Source organism: Rhizobium sp. 25PS6 (assembly GCF_032464655.1).
GTDB lineage: Bacteria > Pseudomonadota > Alphaproteobacteria > Rhizobiales > Rhizobiaceae > Rhizobium > Rhizobium laguerreae.
In genome coordinates this window covers 21,421-45,092 of record NZ_JAWDIV010000008.1, presented here as the reverse complement: position 1 = coordinate 45,092, position 23,672 = coordinate 21,421, and the positions used below count along the sequence as shown (strand labels likewise).

21 protein-coding genes and 1 pseudogene are annotated in these 23,672 nt (G+C 59.7%); 7 read left to right on the top strand and 15 right to left on the bottom strand.

All coding sequences use genetic code 11. The features are described 5' to 3' along the window. Window positions 1–211: 211 nt before the first annotated feature. The 5 genes from RWK44_RS13170 to RWK44_RS13150 all read right to left on the bottom strand — a co-directional run bounded on the left by RWK44_RS13170 (window position 212) and on the right by RWK44_RS13150 (window position 5,667). The gene (locus tag RWK44_RS13170) at window positions 212–1,801 is read right to left on the bottom strand and encodes a hypothetical protein (protein WP_316028908.1); all 1,590 of its coding nucleotides are present in this window, start codon (window positions 1,799–1,801) and stop codon (window positions 212–214) included. Window positions 1,802–2,375: 574 nt separating this feature from the next. After that, complete coding sequence (locus tag RWK44_RS13165) at window positions 2,376–3,575, bottom strand: MFS transporter (RefSeq protein WP_316028907.1); 1,200 nt, start codon at window positions 3,573–3,575, stop codon at window positions 2,376–2,378. A 15-nt stretch (window positions 3,576–3,590) separates the two neighbouring features. Next, entirely contained in the window at window positions 3,591–4,367 is a 777-nt protein-coding gene (locus tag RWK44_RS13160) for an SDR family oxidoreductase (protein WP_316028906.1), read from the bottom strand. A 25-nt stretch (window positions 4,368–4,392) separates the two neighbouring features. After that, entirely contained in the window at window positions 4,393–5,256 is an 864-nt protein-coding gene (locus RWK44_RS13155; protein WP_077980064.1) for a MurR/RpiR family transcriptional regulator, read from the bottom strand. A 21-nt stretch (window positions 5,257–5,277) separates the two neighbouring features. Continuing rightward, window positions 5,278–5,667 (bottom strand): RidA family protein, encoded by a 390-nt coding sequence (locus RWK44_RS13150; protein ID WP_077980065.1) that lies wholly within the window; start codon window positions 5,665–5,667, stop codon window positions 5,278–5,280. Between the two features lie 111 nt (window positions 5,668–5,778). On the opposite strand from RWK44_RS13150, the gene RWK44_RS13145 reads away from it, so the two are divergent. The 5 genes from RWK44_RS13145 (at window position 5,779) to RWK44_RS13125 (ending at window position 10,861) form a co-directional block, all read left to right on the top strand. Continuing rightward, on the top strand, window positions 5,779–6,261 hold the full coding sequence (locus RWK44_RS13145) for a hypothetical protein (RefSeq protein ID WP_316028905.1): 483 nt from the start codon (window positions 5,779–5,781) through the stop codon (window positions 6,259–6,261). 30 nt (window positions 6,262–6,291) lie between these two features. Then, the gene (locus tag RWK44_RS13140) at window positions 6,292–7,767 is read left to right on the top strand and encodes a M81 family metallopeptidase (protein ID WP_316028904.1); all 1,476 of its coding nucleotides are present in this window, start codon (window positions 6,292–6,294) and stop codon (window positions 7,765–7,767) included. Then, complete coding sequence (locus RWK44_RS13135) at window positions 7,768–8,868, top strand: D-TA family PLP-dependent enzyme (protein WP_221999150.1); 1,101 nt, start codon at window positions 7,768–7,770, stop codon at window positions 8,866–8,868. It abuts the gene before it with no gap. A 226-nt stretch (window positions 8,869–9,094) separates the two neighbouring features. Further along, a complete protein-coding gene (locus RWK44_RS13130; RefSeq protein WP_316028903.1) occupies window positions 9,095–10,168 on the top strand; it encodes an RNA polymerase subunit sigma-70 in 1,074 nt (357 codons plus the stop codon). A 108-nt stretch (window positions 10,169–10,276) separates the two neighbouring features. After that, window positions 10,277–10,861, top strand: a complete 585-nt coding sequence (locus RWK44_RS13125) for a dihydrofolate reductase family protein (protein WP_316028902.1) — start codon at window positions 10,277–10,279, stop codon at window positions 10,859–10,861. A gap of 251 nt (window positions 10,862–11,112) precedes the next feature. Here the strand turns inward: RWK44_RS13125 and RWK44_RS13120 are convergent, their stop codons facing one another. From RWK44_RS13120 to RWK44_RS13105, 4 genes and pseudogenes are all read right to left on the bottom strand, one after another. Then, window positions 11,113–12,006 carry an arginase family protein gene (locus RWK44_RS13120; RefSeq protein WP_077980070.1) on the bottom strand — a complete coding sequence of 298 codons (894 nt, stop codon included), beginning with the start codon at window positions 12,004–12,006 and terminating at the stop codon, window positions 11,113–11,115. A gap of 19 nt (window positions 12,007–12,025) precedes the next feature. Continuing rightward, on the bottom strand, window positions 12,026–12,403 hold the full coding sequence (locus tag RWK44_RS13115; RefSeq protein WP_077980071.1) for a VOC family protein: 378 nt from the start codon (window positions 12,401–12,403) through the stop codon (window positions 12,026–12,028). A 232-nt stretch (window positions 12,404–12,635) separates the two neighbouring features. Next, window positions 12,636–13,283 (bottom strand): annotated as a pseudogene (locus tag RWK44_RS13110) (ABC transporter ATP-binding protein); the annotation flags it as partial. Window positions 13,284–13,372: 89 nt separating this feature from the next. Next, a complete protein-coding gene (locus RWK44_RS13105; RefSeq protein WP_131628880.1) occupies window positions 13,373–14,359 on the bottom strand; it encodes an MBL fold metallo-hydrolase in 987 nt (328 codons plus the stop codon). 132 nt (window positions 14,360–14,491) lie between these two features. Between RWK44_RS13105 and RWK44_RS13100 the strand changes: the two genes are divergently transcribed. After that, a complete protein-coding gene (locus RWK44_RS13100; protein WP_316028901.1) occupies window positions 14,492–15,388 on the top strand; it encodes a LysR family transcriptional regulator in 897 nt (298 codons plus the stop codon). A gap of 176 nt (window positions 15,389–15,564) precedes the next feature. On the opposite strand, the gene RWK44_RS13095 is transcribed toward RWK44_RS13100, so the two are convergent. The 5 genes from RWK44_RS13095 to RWK44_RS13075 all read right to left on the bottom strand — a co-directional run bounded on the left by RWK44_RS13095 (window position 15,565) and on the right by RWK44_RS13075 (window position 20,980). Next, complete coding sequence (locus RWK44_RS13095; protein WP_316028900.1) at window positions 15,565–16,698, bottom strand: ABC transporter ATP-binding protein; 1,134 nt, start codon at window positions 16,696–16,698, stop codon at window positions 15,565–15,567. 93 nt (window positions 16,699–16,791) lie between these two features. Further along, window positions 16,792–17,997 (bottom strand): ABC transporter substrate-binding protein, encoded by a 1,206-nt coding sequence (locus RWK44_RS13090; RefSeq protein WP_017958116.1) that lies wholly within the window; start codon window positions 17,995–17,997, stop codon window positions 16,792–16,794. A 73-nt stretch (window positions 17,998–18,070) separates the two neighbouring features. After that, entirely contained in the window at window positions 18,071–18,928 is an 858-nt protein-coding gene (locus tag RWK44_RS13085; RefSeq protein WP_003553169.1) for a carbohydrate ABC transporter permease, read from the bottom strand. Further along, window positions 18,925–19,809, bottom strand: coding sequence for a carbohydrate ABC transporter permease (locus RWK44_RS13080; RefSeq protein WP_027665515.1), 885 nt, complete (start codon window positions 19,807–19,809; stop codon window positions 18,925–18,927). Before RWK44_RS13080 ends, RWK44_RS13085 begins: the two co-directional genes overlap by 4 nt. A gap of 13 nt (window positions 19,810–19,822) precedes the next feature. Then, a complete protein-coding gene (locus tag RWK44_RS13075) occupies window positions 19,823–20,980 on the bottom strand; it encodes a Gfo/Idh/MocA family protein (RefSeq protein WP_316028899.1) in 1,158 nt (385 codons plus the stop codon). Window positions 20,981–21,308: 328 nt separating this feature from the next. Here RWK44_RS13075 and yghX point away from each other — a divergent pair, with 328 nt between their 5' ends. Then, entirely contained in the window at window positions 21,309–22,196 is an 888-nt protein-coding gene (gene yghX, locus RWK44_RS13070) for a YghX family hydrolase (protein WP_131662233.1), read from the top strand. A gap of 66 nt (window positions 22,197–22,262) precedes the next feature. Here yghX and RWK44_RS13065 read toward each other — a convergent pair whose 3' ends face one another. Next, window positions 22,263–23,636, bottom strand: coding sequence for an MmgE/PrpD family protein (locus RWK44_RS13065; protein WP_316028898.1), 1,374 nt, complete (start codon window positions 23,634–23,636; stop codon window positions 22,263–22,265). Between the last annotated feature and the right edge of the window lie 36 nt (window positions 23,637–23,672).

Below are 23,672 nucleotides of genomic sequence, written 5' to 3'. Positions count from 1 at the left end.
GAGTTGCTGATAGTCCGGCGGCGGTTGGGCAAATATCGGTCGGTTAAACTCTGCCGGTCCACCAGGTAGGAAGACCGGCGGGGGCGGGGGCGGCGGTTGCTGCGGAAAAAAGTTCGGGTTTTGGGCTAAGGTCGGCGACGCCAATACGACCATTGCATTTGCTAAAGCAATCAAACGAAAGAACGCGACCATTTTTCGTTGCCTCTTCGATCTATCGTGCCTCAGATGTGAAAAGTTCACGTTTCGGTTTGCCGATGATGAGCGCGAGGATTTCTTGTGCCGCCTTAGGAACTGGATCGACCTCGTTGATCCAATCATTGAATTTTTCCAGACTCACATTGCATTGTTCGGCCATACGAGCCCGTTCGATCTCTGTTTTTTCAGCGAGCGCAGATCCAAGTCCAAAGCCCCACTTTTCAAGCTGGTCCGGCTCAGGTTGGCCAAATATAGAATCGGTGGCAGATTTGAAGCGGGCAATCGCGCGATCCGAGAGAAGGCCCGAAGCGAGCCCTAAGACGGACACAACAAAGGGATTAAGCCCTGCCGACGCCGACTTTTGATCGGCGTTGGTAATAACCATAAACCCTCCGCGAAACAGCGAGTAGATGATCAACGAGCAAATCAAACCAAGTAGGACGAAGACCAAAAGATCACGCCAGCTTGGCGCTTTCTCGCTCGCAGACCAAGCTAAAATCACGCGTAACAGCCCTCCGAGTAAGCCACTTAGTCCGACAAGGAAAAAAGATAAAAAGTCAGATGGGGCCTGTAGAATGGTACTAAGAAAACCGAACGAAGCCGCTTGATAAAACAGATATTGAGCGACGAGTTCGGTCTGCTGACTGGTAGGTGAGACGATAGCGGCGGAGGTAATAGTTGCTGGACTGGCTTGCCCTGGATTGTTTGAAGGAACCGAGTTCGAAAACTGCCGAACAGGATGCACGGCCCCCGCAGAACCGTTGCCGGCAATGGTTTCGGTGTCAGAATTTACATGGTTCGAGGCCGCGGATGTCTGCCTTCCTGAACCAGAGAATTGTCCGCTCGGTGAATTTATTGTCTCAGGTCTGTAAAACGCAGCATTTGCCTGTTCAACCAACAGGGAGCAGCCGCGCACTGGATAAGAAGACGTGTTCAAGACTAAAGAAAGCTCTCTAATCTTTTCGCAGACCAAAATTTGCTCTCTGTATTTTTTGTACATCTCCGGTCGTAGTTTTGTCTCAAGCTCCACGTTGATTTCTGCGATCGGCCTTATCTCATGGCGATGCTGAGAAAGAAGATCTTTCGTTGTTGGATCATCAATTTTAAGAACTGCGACTGCAGACTTAAGCATCTCATCCGCATCATATTCTGACGGAGGATCGGAGTAGAGGGAACGCAGTGCCGGTATGATACCTGTCGGCGACTGATTGAATGGGACGTTCTCAAGGAAGGAACGGCAAAGCCCTGCGCCAGGACCTTCCGCGTTAATTGTGGCACAGACCCTCGCCACGCGCGCACTCACTTCCAGCCCCTTCACAAATACAGCTGTTGATGCATCGCGCGTCTCGGCACTCAGTGTTTCGTAGGTGAACCGCTCGATTTGGAGTAGCCGGTCGATACGTGCCATCGACGCAATTTCAGTGATGGATGTTTGGGAAATTTCTGATTGGAGCCGTGACTGAAACTGAATTAAGCCAATAGTCACGCCGCATAGGACGACCATGATGAAGGCCAGAATGCAAGCGACCATCAAGGACCAGGGTGCGCCGGAGGTTACCATCATGCTTAAAGCTGGAATAACTAAGCGCGATTTCCGCTGCCGCATCACGTCCTCCCGATGGAGTTTCAATTCAGCCCATGCCGCTCCATGTCACAACATCATGAGTTGCGAATTTACTATCATCCAATTGCGCAACCCCAGCCTTATTGTGGTCAAATATTCATTGAAATAAGCGGCACGCTCCTGAAATTCTAATGGTCAGAGGGAAAGCAATAAATTTGCTGCAAACAAATAGGCTTTTATCTACTCATACAAAAATAAGCAGAAACTCCCCGCAAAACAGACTTGCCATCTATTGGAATACGCTCACCTCCAAATGAGATAATAGATACAATCTCACAAAGTCGATTAAATTGCAAATTTGCTTTCGTTCTATCGTAAAAATTGAATCGCAATCTTTCATTTGTGGAAATAATCAGTATTTGAAAATTTTGAACTGCGGAGATGTTTTACGCCGTATGTTAGAATTTATCAAACCCTAACAACCACTTAGTATGCTACCAATCCCCGGTCGCTTACCGCGTCGATGTCTCCGCCAACCTTGCATCGCCGCCACAATTGCCTTTCATCAAAGAGTCCTGCCCCAATGTGTAAGCTGCCAATTCTTTATGGCGTCGGCTCAACGGGCATTGCATTTCTGTAAGAGGCCAATGATCGCTATCCCGGACAATCCGGTCACGGCGCTCAGGATGGCGGTTCCCGAATAGCCGGTCACATAGGTGCCGGCGGCAAAGACCAGCGCGCCGATCCCGGCGCTGGCAAAGATGTTAACGGAGATCAGCGCACTGCCGAGCCCCGGCCGGTCGGCAATCAGATCCTGCAGATAGGTGATCGGAAAGCTGATGATCGCCGCCGCTCCGATGCCGGCGAGCACGGTGAGCGCATAGAGATGCCACGGCTCAGAGGCAAGGCCGAGCAGGCTGAGGAAGACGGCGTAGATGATGGTGCCGGCGGCAAGCGCCGTCATCTGGCCGGTTTTCCGGGCGATCCGCGACCAGATGATGATGAAGACGACCTCCAGCAATGCGACGATGCCGACGAGAATGCCGACGTCGCTCAGCCTGCCATGCGCGGCACCGGTGACAATCAATGGCAGCAGGGCGTCATTGAGATGCAGCGTGCTGGTGATCAGCGCCACCCCGCAAATATGCGCCGAAATCCGCGGCGAAACTACCTGGCGAAGCGCGCCGAGATAAGTGAGATGATGAACTGCTGCCATCTCCGTTGCCGCCCGCTTCGGCAGGGCGAAGACGATGATCCCCTGGCAGAGCAGACATGAAAGGCCGGCAAAGAGATAGGCCGGCAGCATGCTCGATGCGCCAGACAGCAGCAGGCCGGTGATCCCGGGGATCAGCACCCAGGACAGCGAGATCATGGCGCGTACGCCGGAGTTGACCGTCACCATGTCGCTTCGGCTCATGCCGTGCATCGCCGCACGCGCATTGGCAAACAACAGCGAGTTCAGCGCCCCGTAGATCGGCAGGGGCAGCAAGCCGCTGATGACGAAGACGGCAGCGCTGGGAAAGGCGTAGACCATGCCGTAGCCGACGATACCGAACAGGCAGGCGCCGATCATCGTCGACCGGTACTCGCCAAGCCGGTCGGCGAGATTACCGAGCAGGATGCTGATGACGACGTTCACCGCCGCCGAGACGAAACTCAGGAAGGAATAGAGGCCGTCGCTCAACCCCAGTTCGCGGATACCGACGATCGAACGGTAGGGTGCCGTCATCGCCCCCGCCATTCCGAAGGTGAAAATGGCGATCATGCTGGCGCGGATCGCCGGATTGCGGAAGACGTCGGGGAAAAGGCGGCTCATGCGGGCATCTGAATGTCAGTAATGTTCCGATTGGGAGAAGGTCCGCGCGAGCTCGGCCTGGCCTGCCGTGAGGCCGCAGTCGACAGGCAGGCAGACGCCGGTGATAGAGGCGGCCTGGGGACCGGCCAGGAAGGCCACGGCATTGGCAACATCTTTCGGATCGACGACCCGCTGTAGCGGATACCAGCGGCGTGCTTCCTCGAAAACGTTGGGATTGGCGCTCGCACGGGCTTCCCAGGCCTGCGTCTTCACCGTGCCGGGTGCGACGGCGTTGGACCGGATGCCGAACTTGCCGTATTCCACGGCGACCAGCCGGGTGAAATGCAGAAGGCCGGCCTTGGCGGCGCTATAGGCCGGGTGTCCGAAGACATGCATGCCGTTGACCGAGGCGATGTTGACGACCGAACCCCTCGAGGCCTTCAGCATGGGCTCGAACGCGCGGAAACATAAGAATGCCGCTTCGAGATTAAGCGCATTGTCCGCCCGCCAGATCTCGGGCGTCGTCTCGTGCAGGCTGGTCGCGCGGGCAGCACCGGCATTGTTGACCAGGGTTCGAACCACGCCGACGTCAGCGGCGCGTCTTGCCAATTCGGCAATGCTCGTCTCGCTGGTGACATCGCATTGGATGGCCACGAAGCGATTGCCCGGCCCGAGCTTCGATGCAACGGCAGCAGCAGCCTCCGCATCGATGTCGGCGAGCAACACGACGTCATGGTCATCGGCGAGCCGTGCGGCGATCGCCGCGCCGATATCGCCTGCAGCGCCGGTAACGATGGCTATCGACTGCGTCATTTTCCGTCGCTCCCGTTCATGAACCTCAATCTCCAAGCAATTGCCGGTCGTCGCCGTCACGGTGAATGACAAGCTGCTGCTTGATACGCCGAAGCGTGGTCGTCGCCTTCGGCTGAACGGCATAGGCGACCAGGCTCGACAGGATATCGATCGTCGCGATGTAGGCGATGCGCGTCGAGGTCGGGCGATAGATATTGTGGCCCTCGGGAAGGTCGATCGCCACGACGATTTCGGCCGCCTTGGCAACCGGGCTGGCCGTCTGGGTGAGCGCGATCGTCTTCACCTTGGTCTGGCGGGCAAGCTCGAAGGCGCGCACCAGCTCCATATTGCGCCCCGAGAAGGACGAGCCGATCAACACGTCGCCGGGTCTTGCCGCGGCAGCCATCATCAGCTGCATGCTGTGGTCGGAACTTGCGGTGATACGAAGCCCGAGACGGAAGAGCCGGTTCTGGAGCTCGTCGGCAATCATCGACGAATTGCCGCCCGACCCGAACGCATAGATCATATCGGCCTTGGCGATATGCGAAACGGCGGCTTCGATCGCGGTAAGATCGAGTGACCGGTGCAGGAGAAAGAGCGCGTTCTGGGCTTTGGTGATGATATCCTGGGCGACATCGGCCGGATCGGTGCTTTTCGATTCCGGTTTCAGATAACGAACGCCGATATGGGCGGTGCGGGCAAGCTGCACCTTGAAGTCGGAAAAGCTCTCGCAACCGAGCCGCCGGCAAAAGCGCGTGACGGTCGGCGGCGATACCTCGGCCCGTTCCGCCAGCTCGATGATCGAGGCATTCACGGCAAATTCGAAGTCGTTGACAATGATCTCCGCGATGCGGCTTTCGGAGGGAGAGAGCCGACCCCTATCTTCCTGCAACGTCGAAAAGATATCCAAACCCGTCCCCCCGATGGCTCGCTATGCGTCCTTCTTCTTATAGGCCACGCAGTCGATCTCAACCTTGCAATCAACCATCATCGACGATTGCACACAGGCGCGTGCCGGCGGATGTTCGCCGAAATACTCCTCATAGATTTTGTTGAAGGTCCAGAAATCGCGCGGATCATCGAGCCAGACGCCGACGCGCACGACGTCCTCGACGCCGTATCCGGCCTCATCGAGGATCGAAAGGATGTTGGCAATCGTCTTGTGGGTCTGGGCGATAATATTGCCGTCGATGATTTCGCCATTTTCCATCGCAACCTGGCCGGAAACATACAGCCATCCGTCGGCTTCGACCGCACGTGCGAAAGGCAGCGCCTTGCCGCCGGCGCCCGTTTGAACAGTGCCATAGCGCTTGATCGGCATGCTGGAGTCCTTGCAAATTATTTTCTTGATAAGTTGACAAGTGACCATAGAAAGCAGAATTTGACCAGTGAAAAACGCGATTTATGAAAAGAATTTCAATCCGGGGCTGATATGCGCGATCCTTTCCAGAATCCATTCCCGTCCGACAGCGCCCGGCATGCCATCTGGGAAATGCTCGTTGCGCGCGATATCGATGCGTTTCTGGCGGCCGATTGGTCGATGGTGGAACATGACTTCGTCGAAGAGGGCTTTATCGGTATCGATGCCCAGAAGCAGGTCAGCCCCGACAGGTGGCGTCTGGCATTTCCGACGCTGTCGGCCTATCGCCAGGAATGGCTGAGGCAGGCAAAGGATTTCGCCGAGCAGAGTTTCGCAGAAGATGCGCGCATGGCGATCTTCACCACGACGACGCTTGAGGATATCGAAATCGAGGGCGAAATGGCCCTCGTTCGCAAGAAATTCGACGGCGGCATTACCAAGAGCGACGATACCCGGGACGTCCTGCAATGGCAGACGCTCTATTATTGCAGGCTTCACCAAGGACGCTGGAAAATCTCAGGTTTCACCGGCTACCTGCCGAACCCGATGGGGTAGAGCAGAGCCGACAACACGAAAGCGACTTACTTGCGCATTTTCACGGCGGCATTGGCGACCGAGACCAACACCTTTTCCCCGATCTGCGTGGATCGCCGCGCATTCGAAGCCTCGCTTTATGCGCCCCCCGGTCAACATCCCGAAACGCCGACGCTGTGCACTGCGCCGATCACCGTCGGAAGGCGCGTCACCCGGGAAAAGGATTGGGAACTGATTGAGGGAACCGCCACCTGGGCCGACCCCGCGGGCCTCGTCAACCGGGCGACCTACGAGGAATTGCGTGACGAAATCCTCGGGCAACTCAGCGCGGCAATGCCTGTCGACGCCGTTGTCATGGGCCTGCACGGCGCCATGGTGGCAGCCGGATACGAGGATACGGAAGGCGATCTTCTCTCACGCATCCGCGAGATCGTCGGGCCCGATGTCCTCATCTGCGCCGAGCTCGATCCGCACAGCCATCTCACCGCAAAACGCGTCGCCGCTCTCGATTTCGCCGTCTATTTCAAAGAATTTCCGCACACGGACTTCGTCGACCGCGCCGAGGACCTCTGGCGCATTGCGGTCGAGACGCTCGAAAGCCGCGTCAGGCCTGATATGTCGGTGTTCGACTGCAAGATGATCGACGTCTTCCCGACATCGCGCGAGCCCATGCGTTCCTTCGTCGACAAGATCATGCAGATCGAAAAGGATGATCCGGACGTCCTGTCGATCTCGGTGATCCACGGCTTCATGGTGGGCGACGTTCCCGAAATGGGGACGAAGCTGCTTGTCGTGACTGACAATAAGCCGGAAAAGGGCGCGGCTTTGGCGCGCGAACTCGGCCTCGAGTTGTTTTCGAAGCGCGGCACCTTCATGGTGCCGCAGATCGACGAGAAGGAAGCCGTCGCGCGCGCGATGGCCGCCACCACCTGGCCTGTTGTCATTGCCGATGTCTGGGATAATCCCGGCGGCGGCACCGCAGGAGATGCGACTGTTATCCTCGGAGAGCTGATCGCCCGCGGCGTCACGAGTGCTGCGATCGGCACCATCTGGGATCCGGTGGCCGTCCAGATCTGTTTTGCGGCGGGCGAGGGGGCGGAAATTCCGCTGCGCTTCGGCGCCAAGTCGGCGCCCGGCACCGGCAATCCCGTCGACGGTACCGTCAAAATCGTCAAGCTGGTGAAGAATGCCGAGATGCAGTTCGGCGAGAGCCTCGCACCTTTCGGCGATGCCGCACATATCGTGCTTGACAGCATCGACATCATCCTCAATTCGACACGCGCTCAAAGCTTCGATCCGAGCCTTTTTTCGGCGATGGGCATCGATCCCGCCCGGCAGAAGATCCTGGTGATCAAATCCACCAACCACTTCTTCGCGTCCTTCTCGAAGATCGCCGCCGAGATCCTTTACTGCTCTGCCGGAACGCCCTATCCCAATAATCCGGCGACGACGCCATACCGGCGGGCACCGAAGACCATATGGCCAATCGTCGCCGATCCACACGGTAGAGAACGCGGAGCCGCCTAGATGCATGACAACAGGTTTGCCGTCATCGCCAAGGCAGGCGACAGGATCGCCGATCTCTCGACGCCGCGTCCTGTGATCGACGAAGACAGGCTGGCGGCAAACATAGACCGCGTTCAATCCTATATGGATCGGCACGGGCTGAACTTCCGCCCGCATATCAAGACGCATAAGATCCCGGCTCTCGCCGTCGCGCAGGTTGCCGCCGGCGCCAAGGGCATCAATTGCCAGAAGGTGACGGAAGCCGAAGTCTTTGCCGAAGCCGGCTTCGAGGATATCCTCATCACCTTCAATATCCTCGGACCGCAGAAGCTCGAGCGGCTGGCCAGGTTGAACGAGAGAATTTCGGCCCTCAGGGTCGTCGCCGACAGCGAAGTGACGGTCGACGGGCTCGCGGCGCATTTCTCCGGCCACAAGCCACTGAACGTACTGGTCGAATGCGATACCGGCGGCGGCCGCTGCGGCGTGCAGACACCGGGGGAGGCGGCCTCTCTCGCCAGGCGTATCGCCGCTGCCGATGGCCTCACCTTCGGCGGCATCGTGACCTATCCGAAGCCGCAATCGGCCGCCGCCGTCGAAGCGTTCATCGCCGAGACGTTGAAACAGCTGAAGACGGAAGGCATAACCTGCCCGATCGTCAGCAATGGCGGAACGCCAAGCCTCTTCGAGGCGCATCTCGTCACCTCAGCCACGGAACACCGCGCCGGCACCTATATCTATAATGATCGCCAAATGGTTCGTATGGGCCATTGCACCGAGGACAATTGCGCGATGCACGTGCTGGCGACTGTCGTGTCGCGGCCAAACGCCGACCGCGCCGTCATCGATGCCGGGTCGAAGGCGCTGACATCGGATCTTCAGGGTTTTAGCGATTACGGGTTGATCGTCGGTTATCCCGAGGCGCGGATCAGCAGTCTCTCGGAAGAACACGGCGTGATCGACCTGTCGAATTGCACCGGCCCCCGGCCGCAGATCGGCCAGAAGCTCTTCATCATCCCGAACCACACCTGCGTGGTGTCCAATCTGTTCGACACGATGGTCTTCCATCGGGGCGGCATCGTCACCCGCGTCGAGGATGTCGCGGCCCGCGGTCTCGTCTGGTAGGAGGCGGTTGCGGCTGAGGGCGAAATGGCCCTGATCGCCAAAGGCCGCGGCTGTCGATGAATTACTCGCGATCAGGCGGCTCCTGGCGTCCAAATAACGACAAGCGTGACGTCATGTGCCAGTCGGGGAAGCTCGCAGCGGTAAGATACGTACCTTCTCGGAAGCGAACGTCCAGACTAAGGTGCCCCTCGGAGAGCGAATATTCTGGCCATAGCGCGCCCAACCCATGGTCTTCGACATGTCACAGCACACGGTGCGACAGGTGGTGGTAAAGAACGCGGCCGATCCAGCTGAAAGCGAGTGGCTGCAGCAAGCAAGAGCTGGTGACACATCGGCATTCGACCAGCTCATGAAGCCCTATCGCAAGCCGCTACACACGCATTGCTATCGCATGCTCGGCTCGCCCTTTGATGCCGACGATGCTCTGCAGGAGACACTACTCGGTGCATGGCGTGGCCTAGGGTCTTTCGAGGCACGCAGTTCGCTCGGCACGTGGCTCAACAGCATCGCCACGCGCATTTGCCTTCGCATGATTTCGAGACGCCCTCGGCGTCTAGCGTCAGGCGATCTCGCCCCGCCGCTTCGGTCCACAGCCGAACTGGGCGAGCCGGTGCAGGGGCCCGTGTGGCTGGAACCAATGCCGGATAGCGAACTGCTGTACGGGAGTGCGCCCAACGAAGATCCAGCAGCGATACTGCTGCGTCGCGAATACATAGGACTTGCATTCGTTGCCATGTTACAGCACTTGCCCGGCACGCAGCGCGCCGTACTGCTGCTACGCGAGGTGCTTGGGTACTCGGCCACCGAGACCGCCGACATGCTTGGAACCACCGTGGCCTCAGTCAACAGTGCGCTGCAGCGCTCTCGACAAACGGTGAGGGCGAAGAAGCCCGCAACCGTGCAGTCGAGCGAGATGCTGCAAGTTGATGCGCAGGGGCTCGAACTCCTGCTGCATGCCTTCGTATCCGCTTGGGAACGCCGCGACGTCACAGCAATGGTGAACCTACTAGCCGATGATGTCCGCTTCACAATGCCGCCGCTGCCGGCATGGTTCAGTGGTCGCGAGTTTGTCGGAAAATTCTTCGCAGAACGCGTGTTCGAGACTCCCTGGCGGCTCCACTCTTTACGCGGCAACGGCCAGCCCGGATTCGCCTGCTATCTGAAGCAAGCTGGTGACGACCGCTTCCGGCCGGGTGGCGTCGTGCTGCTGAGCGTGTACGACGGCCACATTACTGCCATCGACAGCTTTCTTGACCCTGCAGTCTGCAGCCGGTTCGGAATGCGCGACGAGTTTCACTAGGAATTTTCGCCACGGAGCGATGAGTTTCCGCATCGCTATGTCTCTAAGGGAACGACAGGCCCGAAAGGTTCGGGACTGCATCACTCGTTCAGCAGAAGGACATTCGCGATGGCCAAGCTCGTCGTCAGCATTCTGAGCTCCCTCGACAACTACTGCGCCGGCCCGGATGGCCGGCTTGACATGCTGCCAATGGGGGAGGCCTTCGACGCCCACAATCTTGAACTCTTGCGCAACGCGGGCACGCTGCTCTTCGGTGCAGTCACGTTCCCCATGTTCGAGGCCTATTGGCCGAATGTCGATCGCAGTCCGACCAACGACCCGGTGCAAAGCGAGATCGCCGAGCGTGTCGACGCTGCACGCAAGCTCGTCGCCAGCGACACGCTGGTTCTGGCAAAAACCTCTCCTTGGGCCGGCACCGAGGTTGTCAGCAGGACACGCGTGCATGCGCGGCTGGCTGAACTCAAGGCTCAGGCCGGTGACGACCTGCTGATCTTTGGCAGCAGTATTCTCTTCAATAACTTGCTTGCGCATGGCTTTGTCGACGAGTTTCACCTTCTGGTGGGCAACGTCGTGTTGGGTGAGGGCGTGCATACATTCGAGCCTGGCTTGAGTGCACCGTTCAAGCTGCTGGGCCAGCGCAAGCTCGCAGGCTCGGATATAGCAGCCTTGCATTACGACTGCCGGGCGCACTGACGCGTTGCTGGATCACCACGCATCGCAGTTGTTTGCGGACGCCGTCGGGGCGGCCGCGTTGCCGGAGAAACTGGAACAGCTCGATGAAGTGCCTTTCCAGCATAGGCGAGTAGCGCGGGGTCGGGAAACTCGACTCGGAGGGAACGTCTGCTCTTAGGAAGTGTCTCCACCGGCCTTTACGGCCAGAGCGGGCCGGTGGCGGAAGGTCTGCCATGTGTGACCGCGGCGGAAAACAGACGTGCTCGCCGTGTTCATTGCGCTGCTGCTCCGAGCGCTGCGGCTAGTACGTCGGCCAGGCCGCGGCCGGCGCTGCCGTCCTCATCAAGGCGCGGATTGTAGATGGTGATCTCGATACCGACTGCCTTGCCGCTCGCCAAGGCAACCCGAAGCGCGGTTTCTAGCTCGTCCCATGACAACCCGTCCGGCACGCGGAAATCGACAGCCGGCATGATGACGTCGTCGAGGCAATCGGCGTCGAGATGGATGAAGAAGCCGTCTAATTCCTCTCGCGTCAGGTGGTCGACTGCTTCGCGCGCGGCCGCCTCGATGCCCATCGCGCGCACGGCGGGAAGGTCAATCGCCTTGAGCTCCTTGGGAAGCGGCTGGCTTCCGTACTCCTCCTGATCCTTATGATCGCGATATGCGAAGGCGACGGCGTCTTCGGGACGGACCGACGGACCGCGCCCTTCGATGTCGGTGAGGAGCGACGGGCCGCGACCGGTGACCAAGGCAAGGTCCATCGAGGCGCCCTCGCCATGGGGCTCCGCCTCGGGCTGGAAGAAATCGGCGTTGCCGTCGATGAAGAACAGGCCGTAGCGGCCGCGCCGTCGAAACGCGAGCATCGAGCCCATTAGGATCGTGCAATCGCCGCCCAGCACAACCGGAAATCTGCCGGAGTCAAGCACCGCTTCCACCGCGTCGGCGAGCTTGGGCGACCACGCCGCGATTGCTCTGGCATTCAGGATGCCGGTCTCGGGATCGGGCATAGGGTCCTTCGGAGGGACGGCCAGCCGCTCGGCGCGGTGCGCATGGATGCGCTCCGCAAGACCGAGATCCATTAGTCGGTCGGGCAAGTGCTCCACACCTTCGGTCGCCAAGCCCAGCGTGGAGGGGGCTTCGAGAATTGCATAGGGAAGGGTCGGCATGCGCGCCTCCGTGAGCGAGTCATTTTGCGGAGTAGGTCACGGCCTCGATCTTGTGACCGTCCGGATCGCGGACGAACGCTCCATAATAGTTCGCATCATAGTTAGGCCGCAGCCCCGGAGCGCCATCGTCGCTGCCGCCATATTTTAGTGCCGCTGCGTAAAATCGATTGACCATCGAACGGTCCTCGACAGCAAAGGCGATATGAGTGCCATTGCCCACGGTCGCAGGTTTTCCATTGATCGGAACCTGGACGCTGAAATGAAACGTACCACTGCCGTAACCAAGTCCACCCTCGTCCTCGGCCATCGGCACAATGCCGACGATGGGCAAAACGGCATCGTAGAAGCGCTTTGAACGCGCAATATCATTCGTCCCGACCGAGACATGGTGGATCACAACTACCTCCGCTCCAGCTTTGTCCCCTTAACGGCAGCTTTTGGTCATTGTTCCCTCAATGACAAGCTCCGCAATGGGTCGGACCTTGGTATCTGGACGAGATTGCCCAACGACATTCGTGGACTGAAAATCACCCGAACTCTACCGGCGGGCAGCCGCAATCGCTTCGCGTGTCATGTCGCCCCCAGGAACCGACCTGGCAGGACGAACCGCTGAAACGGAGCAGGTCGGTTCAAGCCGCCGTCGGGTTGATCACGTTCATATCGATTTCGGTCAGCTCAACGCGGCGCTCGAAGGCAATACCCGCCTCATCGAACAGATGGCAGTCGGCGGCATTGATGCCCGTTACAACCGGCGCGTCTGCACGGATGCCGACGCTGCCCGGCAGCATGGCGCAGAAATTCTCGGACTCTCCGTTGAGCGAGGCGTAAGCGACGGTATTTGCCCCGAGGCGCTCGATGACTGTCGGGGTCACGGTAAAGACGATATCGCCGCCGCCAAGCTGGATATGCTCCGGCCGGATGCCGAGCGTTAAAGCCTTGCCGGCCATGCCGTCGCGCGGCGTCACCGGCAGAACGGCTGTCTGGCCTTGATAATCCACCTCGACGCCATTGGCGCTGACGCCCTTGCAGGTTACGGGCAGGAAATTCATTTTCGGATTGCCGATGAAGCCGGCGACAAACTGGTTTGCGGGTTTGTGATAAAGCTCCAGCGGCGCGCCCGTCTGGGAGATGTCGCCGGAATCCAGCACGACGATACGGTCGGCCATGGTCATCGCCTCGACCTGGTCGTGCGTCACATAGATCATCGTCGCCTTCAACTGCCTGTGCAGCTTGGCAAGCTCGATACGCATGTCGGCGCGAAGTGCTGCGTCGAGGTTGTCGCGGCCCCGCGGGGATGGCTTAATCGCGGTGCAGCCCCGCGGAAGGGGTCATGGCGATCACTACCCTTGCGACCGCCAAGCAGACCTCAGTTCTGCAGGGCCCAATCCGCTACCTGCCAACGCATCTGCCCATGGTCGGCAACGACACGGCCGAGCCCTGGAAAGGGCATGTGCGTGGCGGCGATGAGGGCGCCTTCGGAAGCGGCGCGAGGAAAGAACCGGTCGCGCATGGCTTTGGCCGCGGCAGGATCCTGCTCGAACAGGAAGAACACGTCGGTCGCCCCAGGATGAACGACGGGAAAGATCATATCCGAGACCATGATGAGGCTCTGTCCGCCATCTTGGACCCGCACACCGATATGTCCGGGTGTATGGCCGGTCAGGTCGACAATTGAGACGCCCGGCACGATTTCTCGCTCTCCGTCGATCGCCTGAAGTCTCGGATAGAGGCGCACGACCTCGTCGGCCATCTTGAAGCTGGTCTGCAGATAATCGGGTGCGCCGCTGCGCTTGGCCGGATCAGTCCAATGCGCGACGTCGCGGCGATCTATATAGAGTTCCGCCTTGGGATAGTTGTTCTTGCCTCCGAGGATCAGACCGCCCATGTGGTCCTGATGCATATGCGTCACGATCACCGCGTCGATCTGGTCGGGCTGCAGGCCGAGCGCGGCGAGCGCCTGCGGCAGTTGGCCGGTCTGGCCGATCGAGCCTGCCGCACCCGCATCGATCAGGATGCGGCGTTCGCCATCCTCGACGAGATACTGGTTGAACAGGAACCGCACCCCGCCCGCGCGGGCGGTGAACTGCGCGACTGCCGCCTGTTCGACCTCCGCCGCGGTTCGCCCCGGAAAATAATCATAGGGCATATCCGCATAGCCGTCCGTCAACGCCGTCACCGTGAAACGACCGATGCGGATCTGCGCGAGCGGCGTAACGCTGACCGGCGCTTTGGCCGTAGCCGGTGTCGCGGCAAGCGCGGACGCGCCTTCAATCATTCCTCCGCCGAAAAGGCTTCCCCCAAGCAAGCCGAGTGGGAGAGCGCTTGCAAAGGCACGACGCGAAAGTGTGGGCATGACGTCCTTCCTGATCATTGGCAATACGGGAAACCGAACAGCGCCGGTGAACGACGTGAAGCTATGATATCCACAAACAGTAGGGTATCCTGCCATTTTGAGAACATTCCTCTCAAATAGCGGAAGGATTGCATGGATCGTTTTGACGCGATGTCGGTACTGCTGGCGGTGGTCGATGCCGGCAGCCTTTCTGCCGGGGCGCGGCAACTGCGTGCCCCCCTTGCCACGGTCAGCCGCAAGGTCGCCGATCTTGAAAAACACCTCGGCGTGCCCTTGGTGCTGCGCACTCGCCGGGGCCTGTCCCTGACCAAAGAGGGGCGCACCTTTGTTGCCGCCTCACGCCGTATCCTTGAGGAGCTGGACGCGGCGGAGCGGCAGGCGAGCGGCGACCATGGGGCGCTGCGTGGCGGGCTCCATGTGACCGCACCTGTTGCCTTCGGCGAGCGTCATCTGCTGCCAATCTCGCTGCAATTCTTGAAGGAGCAACCCAATATCAACCTGCGCCTGACGCTGGTCGATCGGCAGATCAATCTGGCGGACGAGCAGGTTGACGTGGCTCTTAGAATTGGCCACCTGACGGACAGTGCCCTGATCACAACACGCGTCGGCAGTGTCCGCCGGGTGATCTGCGCCAGCCCCGAATATCTGGCCCGGCGAGGCGTGCCGCGTCAGCCGGAAGACCTCGCACGACATGACGGTATAAGCTTCCAGGGCTTTGCGACCGCGCCGGAATGGCGCTACCGCCGCGACGGTCCGGCCTTCGGCATCGAGCCGCACCCCAAACTCGCGGTCAACACGACGGAGGCGGCCATTCAGGCTGCAATGGCCGGTATCGGCATTATCCGCGTACTGTCTTACCAGATTTCCGATCAGCTGCGCTCCGGCGCTCTGCAGGAATTGCTGACGGAGTTCGCGCCGGAACCGCTACCTGTGAACGTGATGCATGGACCAGCCGATCCGCTGTCGCTGAAGGTGCGCTGCTTCCTCGATTGGATATTGCCCCGCCTACGCGCGCGGGTTGCGGACTAAAGCGCTCGTCGCCGGGCGCGGCTCGGTTGATGACAGTCACGCGAAACGGTCCGAATGCTTCGGGGCGCGGCTGGCCTTTCCTAAGTTCGTAACATGTCGCCCCAGAAATCGCTGAACGAGAGGCGCAACGCCGCCATACTGGCGACGCCCAAACCTCTGAAACGGAGCCAGTCGGTTCAAGCCGCCGTCGGGTTGATCACGTTCATATCGATTTCGGTCAGCTCAACGCGCCGCTCGAAAGCTATGCCCGCCTCGTCGAAGAGGTGGCAATCTGCGGCATTGATGCCGGTCGCGACCGGCGCGTCCGCACGGATGCCGACGCTGCCCGGCAGCATGGCGCAGAAATTCTCGGACTCTCCGTTGAGCGAGGCGTAAGCGACGGTATTTGCCCCGAGGCGCTCGATGACTGTCGGGGTCACGGTAAAGACGATATCGCCGCCGCCAAGCTGGATATGCTCCGGCCGGATGCCGAGCGTTAAAGCCTTGCCGGCCATGCCGTCGCGCGGCGTCACCGGCAGAACGGCTGTCTGGCCTTGATAATCCACCTCGACGCCATTGGCGCTGACGCCCTTGCAGGTTACGGGCAGGAAATTCATTTTCGGATTGCCGATGAAGCCGGCGACAAACTGGTTTGCGGGTTTGTGATAAAGCTCCAGCGGCGCGCCCGTCTGGGAGATGTCGCCGGAATCCAGCACGACGATACGGTCGGCCATGGTCATCGCCTCGACCTGGTCGTGCGTCACATAGATCATCGTCGCCTTCAACTGCCTGTGCAGCTTGGCAAGCTCGATACGCATGTCGGCGCGAAGTGCTGCGTCGAGGTTGGACAGCGGCTCATCGAACAGGAATATCTTTGGCTCGCGCACGATGGCGCGGCCGATCGCGACGCGCTGGCGCTGGCCGCCGGACAGCATGCCGGGTTTCTGCTGCAGCCGCTGTTCGAGATGCAGGATGCGCGCCGCGTTCTCCACCTTGGTCTTGAGCTTTTCCTCTTCCATCCTTTCGACGCGAAGCGGGAAGGCGATGTTCTCGAAGACCGTCATGTGTGGATAAAGCGCGTAGGACTGGAACACCATGGCGATGCCGCGCTTGACCGGCGGCAGATCGTTGACCCTGACGCCATTAATGATGATGTCGCCGGCGGTCGTCGCGTCGAGACCTGCGATCATGCGCAAGAGCGTGGACTTGCCGCAGCCCGACGGTCCGACGAAGACTACGAACTCGCCGTTCCGCACCTCGAGCTGCACGCCCTTCAGAACTTCGTAATCGCCATAGAATTTCTGAACCTTGTTGAGAAGGAGTTGTCCCAAAAATCTGTCTCCACCGGCGCCTTGGTCGGGCGTTCATCGTCAGGGAAGGGATCGCGGATGTCACATCCCGCGATCCCAGAGAGCCCGAGGGGCTTATTTGAAGGCTTCGATTTCGCCCGCCGCCTTCTTGAGCGCGGCTTCCGGCTCGGCCTTGCCTGTCACGACGGATTGGATCATCTCGATCATCGAGTTCTGGAAGCCTTTATAGTCGGTGAAGAGCGGCTCCGGGCCGCCGTAGCTGATGCCTTCGATCAAAGGCTTCCAGTGCGGATCCTTGGCGACGAATTCATCGACCTTGGGCGACGGACGCAGCGGTGTGAGGCCGGCGCCGCCCTGCAGTTCATATTCGGACTGCACATCCGGCGACGTGATGAACTTGGCAAATTCCGTCGCCTTGTCCTCGACACCCGAGCCCTTGAAGATCGCCAAGCTGTCGGTGATCAGCAGCGTGCCGGGACCCTTGGCGTCGGGGCCGAGCGGCAGCGTGGTAATGCCCCAGCTGATCTTCGTCGCCTTCAGGCGGTCGGCTGCACCCGAGCCGGCCTGGATCATCGCCACCTTGCCGTCGAGGAAGATGGCGCGGACTTCGTTCTGCTCGTAGGCCGTCGGGCCTTCTTCGGAGTAGGGGACGATATCCTTATAGGCCTTCAGCGCGGCGAGAATCTGCGGGCTGTCGAGCGTAACTTTACCGTCCGCATCGATCACCGTGCCGTTGTTGGTGTAAACCCAATGCATGAACTGGTGCATCGTGTTGTCGAAGGTCTTGGCGGAGAGACCGAAGCCGGGAATGCCGGTCTTTTCCTTGATGGTCTTCGCCATCTCGATTTCTTCAGCCCAAGTCTTCGGCGGCGTCTCGGGATCGAGGCCGGCCTGCTTGAAAAGATCTTTGTTCCAGTAAAGCGCCTTGGTGGAGAAAGCGATCGGAACGCCCCACTGCGTGCCCTCGAAGGTCACAGTGTTGACGATGTTCGGATAGTAGGTCTTCTTCTCGTCGTCCGTCATCGGCACCGGAACGATCAGGTCGTTCTGCGCAAATTCCTTCAGCGTGCGCGAGCCGACATAGGCCATCGCCACCGGCGTGCCGGCGGCAGCAAGCGTCGTTGCCTTGTCCTGGCACTGCGCCCATCCGACGACCTCGGGGGCGACCTTCCAGCCCGCGTTCTTTTCTTCCCATTGCTTGATGTATTTGGTGTGGACCGGGTCGATCGTGTCGCCGCAATAGATCCAGCTGATTTCCTTGTCGGCGGCCTGGGCAGTGACGGCGGTCAGTGCCGTCGAACCGAGCAGGGCGAGCGCCATAAGGCCTGTCTTGATTGATATGCTCACGTCGTGACTCCCATTCTTGTGTTAGCTGTTCACTCGTTTTTTGGTCTTATTGTTTCACCGCACCGGCGGTCAGCCCGCCGACAAGGTAGCGCTGAAGGAAGAAGATGACGACCATCGCCGGCGCGATACCGACGAAGGAAGCCGCCATCAGTTCGTTCCAGATGACCTCCTGCTTGCCGAAGTAAGCAAAGAGCCCCACCGGCAAGGGCATGTATTCGGTCTTCGAGTTGAACGTCAGCGCGAAGATGAATTGTTGGGCATAGGCGCCGATGAAGGTGGTGATGGCGACGACGATGATCCCCGGCATCGCAATGGGCAGGATGACCCGGCGCAGCGTGTAGAAGTGGCTGGCGCCATCCATGTAGGCCGCTTCGTTGAGTTCCTGCGGAATACGGATCATGTAGGTGCGCAGCAGCCAGATCGCTGACGGGATCAGGAAGGCGACGCCCGGCACGATCATGGCGAGATAGGTGTTGAGCACACCGATGCTGCGCATCAGCCGGAAGAGCGGGATCAACAGCACGGCGCCGGAGAACATGTTCACCGTCAGGAAGGCGCCGAGCAGGATGCCCATGCCCCTGAACTCAAACTTCGCGAAGGCATAGGCCGCCGGAATGACGAGGCAAAGCACGATCAGCGTGACGATGATCGAGATGAAGAACGAGTTGAAGATATAGCGCCCGAAGCCCGGCACGCTGATCCACATCGTCCGGTAGGCTTCGAACGAGCCGTTCTCCGGCCAGAAACGGTAGGGCGAGGAGAAGAGTTGGCTGAGCGGCTTCAGCGAAACCAGGAAACCTTCGACGAAGGGCGACAGCACGAAGAAAAGAAACAGCGCGATGCCGCAATAGATCAGGATGATTTCCCACCAGCGGTAACGGTCGATCATGGCTGCGTTGCTCATGCGCGCTTCTCCGGATTGAGGCGGCGGGTGACGCGGAAATAGGCGAAGCAGAAGAGCGACAGGAAGATGCAGATCAAAACGGCGCGCGCTGCACCTTCACCGTATTTCTTCGAGCCGATCGCGGTCTGATAGGTATCGATGATCATCGTCGTCGTCTCGCCGCTCGGTCCGCCCTGCGTCAGGATCCAGATGATGTCGAACGAGTTGAAGGTGGCGATCAGCGAGAGCATCGACATGGTGATGATCGCCGGTACCATCAGCGGCAGCGTGATGCGGCGGAAGCGGTACCAGCGGCCGGCGCCGTCGGTCCAGGCGGCCTCGTAGAGATCCTTCGGAATGGACTGGATCGCCGCCAGGAAGTAGATCGTCACCAGCGGCACGCCGATCCACACGTCGGTGATGATCGTTGCCCAGAAGGCGGTGTTTCCATAGGCGAGGAAGGCGACCGGTCCGTCGACGAGACCGAAGCGCTGCAACAAGCCTGATATCATCCCGAACTGGCCGTTATACATCCAGCCCCACATGAAGATGCCGATCGCCATCGGCACGATCCACGGCGGCATGGTCAAAAGCCGGAACAGCGAGCGGCCGGGGACCGCGGCATTCAGCATGCATGCGCCGAACGTGCCGATCACCATTTTCAGGGCAACGGAGAAGAAGGTCCAGACGAAGGTGCGGATGATCACTTCCGCAAACCGTTCATTGAAGATCTTTTCGTAATTGGCCCAGCCGACCCAGTTGGTGGTCTTTCTGAGGGACGCGTCGGTGAAGGAGAGAATGAACGTATCGACCAGCGGATAGGCGACGATTGCCAGAACATAGAGAACAGCCGGAAGAAGAAGGATGCAAGCGAAGATGAAGGTGCTTCTTTGAACACTCATCTTGCCGCCCCCCTCAAGCCGCTCTCGCGTGAAGGGCTTCGTCGAAGCGGTCCCAGACGGGTCTGAGATCGACGACCGCTTTCTTCATCCTCGCTTCGTCCATCGCCAAGGCGAGGATGCCGGCTTCGAGCGCATTCAGGGTGGAAACAGGAAGTTCGAGCCCGGTGCGCACGCTTTCAAGCAGGTCGCTCGCCATCTGTTCATCGGCGCCGTAGTGCTGGGAGAGCTCGGTCGCGGCATATTTGTTTTCGACCACCTTGTTGCCGGTCAGCTGTTCGTGAACGTCGAGATAGCCGCGAACGAAATCGCCTTCGGCCATGCCGCGCGAACCCATGATGGCGAAACGGCGGAACTGGTCGGGCACGTTGAGATTGGTGTGAAAGTTCATGCCGACGCCATTGGCATATTCGACGATCGCCACCTGATAGTCGATAATATCGGCATCGCTGTCGAAGACCTTGTCCGATCCCATCCATCCGCTCGGCTTACGGTGGAAAAGCTCGAGGTCGTTGATGCCCTCGCGCGCCGGGTCGTTAGCCGGGATGAAGCTCTTGCGGCCGCCGAAACTTGCGACGCGCTCCGGCCGTGCGCCTATGACGCCGTTATAAAGGTCGAGGTCGTGGCAGCATTTCTCCAGCATGAAGCTGCCGGAATAGCGCTCGTAGCGGCGCCAGTCACGCATGAAGAAGGCGCCGTGATAAGGCTCGATATGTTCGGAGGCCTCGATCGACACGATCTGACCAAGCTTGCCCTCGGCCTGGATGGCGCGGAGATCCTTATAAAGGGGAGAATAGCGCAACACGAGACCGACCATCAGTCGCTCATGGCCGAATTTTGCCATCAGATGGGCGAGTTCGATGCTTTCGGCGATCGTCGTGACGATCGGCTTTTCGCAGAAGACCTTGAGACCGGCTTGAAGTCCGAGCCTGATATGGTCGAGATGCAGGTGGTTGGGGGAGCCGATCATCAGCAGATCGAGTTTTTCGGAGGCGAGGAGCTCTTGCGGCGAACCATAGGCCTGGCCGACTGAAATTCCCTTTTCCGTCAATCCGGGAAGTCCGGCGGGTTCCGGATCCACATAGCCGACAATGTCGAAGCTGTTATCGATTGCCTTGAAAACATAGCCGAGATAGCCGAGCCGGAATCCTAGCCCGATGATTCCCACTTTCATGCCGATCAAGTTCCCATTTAGTAATTTATTTTCTTTAAGTTGGGACAAAAATCGGGAGGCGTCAATAGAAAACGGGCATCGAAGCGCAAGCATGAAATTAATTTTCATAGATCGATAGCCGGCGGTCGATTGCTGGCTGCGACCAGCCGGACGCGGATTGCCAAAGCGAATAGGGCGCATCTCTTGACGCCGAGCCATCGAATTCAGCGACTGTGGCGCAGCCGACGATCGCCCCGGCAAGCTCACGCGGAACTCGCGAAATGTTGAAAAGAGCCGCGAGTTTACGTGTGTAGGATGATGCGAGACCCGAAGGCACGGAGGAGCCATCATGACCCGTATGACAGCCAAGGATTTCCCTCAGGAACTTCTCGAACTCTACGATTATTACGCGCACGGGAAAATTACCAAGCGCGAGTTTCTCGACCGGGCCGGCAAATTCGCCGTCGGTGGTGTTACGGCAGCTGCCATTCTTTCATCGCTGAGCCCTGACTATGCGCTGGCGACCCAGGTCGAGTTCACTGATCCCGATATATCAGCCGAATACATCACCTATCCCTCGCCAAAGGGAAATGGCGATGTCCGCGGCTATCTCGTCCGCCCCAAAAATGCGACCGGCAAAGTTGCGGCCGTGGTGGTCGTTCACGAGAACAGGGGCCTGAACCCCTATATCGAGGATGTGGCGCGGCGCGTGGCGAAGGCGGGTTTCATAGCCCTTGCGCCGGATGGCCTCACATCGGTCGGAGGCTATCCCGGCAACGACGAAAAGGGGCGGGAACTCCAGCAGAAGGTCGACCCGGAAAAGCTGATGAACGACTTCTTCGCGGCGGTCGAATTTTTGATGAACAACGATCTCACCACAGGCAAGGTCGGCATCACCGGCTTCTGCTATGGCGGCGGCGTCGCCAACGCTGCGGCGGTGGCCTATCCGGAGCTTGCCGCAGCCGTGCCCTTCTACGGCAGGCAGCCGCGCGCCGAAGACGTGCCGAAGATCAAGGCGCCTCTGCTTCTCCATTATGCCGGACTGGACAAGGGGATCAACGAAGGCTGGCCGGCCTATGAAGCTGCGCTGAAGTCCGCCGGAAAAACATTCGAGGCCTACGTCTATCCTGACGTCAATCACGGCTTTCACAATGATTCCACACCCCGCTACGACGAAGCGGCTGCCAAGCTCGCCTGGCAGCGGACGGTCGACTGGTTTACGAAATACCTCGCCTGAGAAGGCCGGACTTGAACGAGCTGCGGCGGGGAGCCATTCCCTGCCGCTTTTCCGTCCCGCGGCTTGTCAAGGCGACTGACGGTCCGCGATCAGGCTCCAGAAGGGATCGTCGCCGGACAGGTTTTCAGAATCGGCAAGCCTGCGAAGCTGCAGGAAAGAGGCGTCGGACACATCCCGATTTCCCCAGCGCAAGCAGTCCATGAATTTGACTTCACGTTCATGAACGCTCATCGGCGCTTCAAGCGATCCCTTCGCATGCAAGCGGGACTTGTTCAAAATGCGCCCGTCGCGCATCGTGACCGTGACGATATGGGGGAGGCGCTCCACGCCTTTTTCCTCCTCAGCCGAAAAGGACCGCATTTCGACGCGCGGCATGAATTCCCGGATTTCCGCTCGCCCAATCTCCCGCCGTGTAAAGTCCGAAAGGCTAAGGGAGCCTTTGAGCGAAGCTGTCGCCAGACAATATTGCATTGAGAAGCGGGCCTGCATCTCGTCGGTGGGCTCGGGATAAGCGAGGTTGCGAGCAGCGGATATGCCGACTTTCGTCTCGATCCTGGCAATTTCGCCCGCCAAGAGCCCATGCTCCTGCTTCAGATCCAGAAGCGCATCGATGGCGCGATGGGTCGAGGCGCAGCAGGGATGGCGCTTGGTCACCACGCCCCGGCTTTCGATGATATGCTCCTCCTCGAATGTCAGTCCCTCCCAGCCCTTGGCATCATCGCCGCCGAAAAGATCGAGGAAGCCTTGCGGCCGCTCGAGGATATCCGGCCGCCCGCTCATGCCCGCAAGCGCCATGCGCGCCGCGTCCACGGCATTGCGCGCGGCAATGCCAGCGTGAAGCGGTTTGGCGGTCGTGCCGAACTGCCCTTTCGGGCCGCAGGCGAAGCTCGTCGCGAGGCTCATCGCCGCGATTAGGCTCTCTTCGTCGGCGCCGAGAAGCCGTGCCACGCCAGCCGCAGCCCCGATGCTGCCGACCGTCGCCGTCGCGTGCCAGCCCCTGTTGTAGTGAGAGGGGTTGACGCCAAAGCCGACCGCCGCCTGCGCTTCCAGCCCGGCCAGGTAGGCCTCGAGAAACCGTCTTCCGCTTGCCGCCTTGCCGCTCGTCAGAACCGCCAGCAGCGCAGGCACCAGCACTGCGGAAGCATGCGCTCTCGCCGGATGGAAATTGTCATCGAAATCGAGCGCATGAGCCGCCGTTGCGTTGATGAGTGCGGCGAAAGAGGGCGAGGCGGAGCCGCCGGTGACGAGCCGAGCTGCGCCGCCTTCGGCGATTTCCCCGTCGAAGGCGCGGGTGAGCGCGGCAACGCTTTCATCGCCGCTGCCTGCAATCATACAGCCGATGGTATCCACCACGGCATCTTTTGCCCGGTCCATGGCGACGTTTGAGAACGTCGTTCGCGACAGGACCTGTTCCGCGATCTTCCGGAGAATGGTGGCCATTGACGAAAGTCTTCCCGTGAGTTTGGTTCTCAGCGG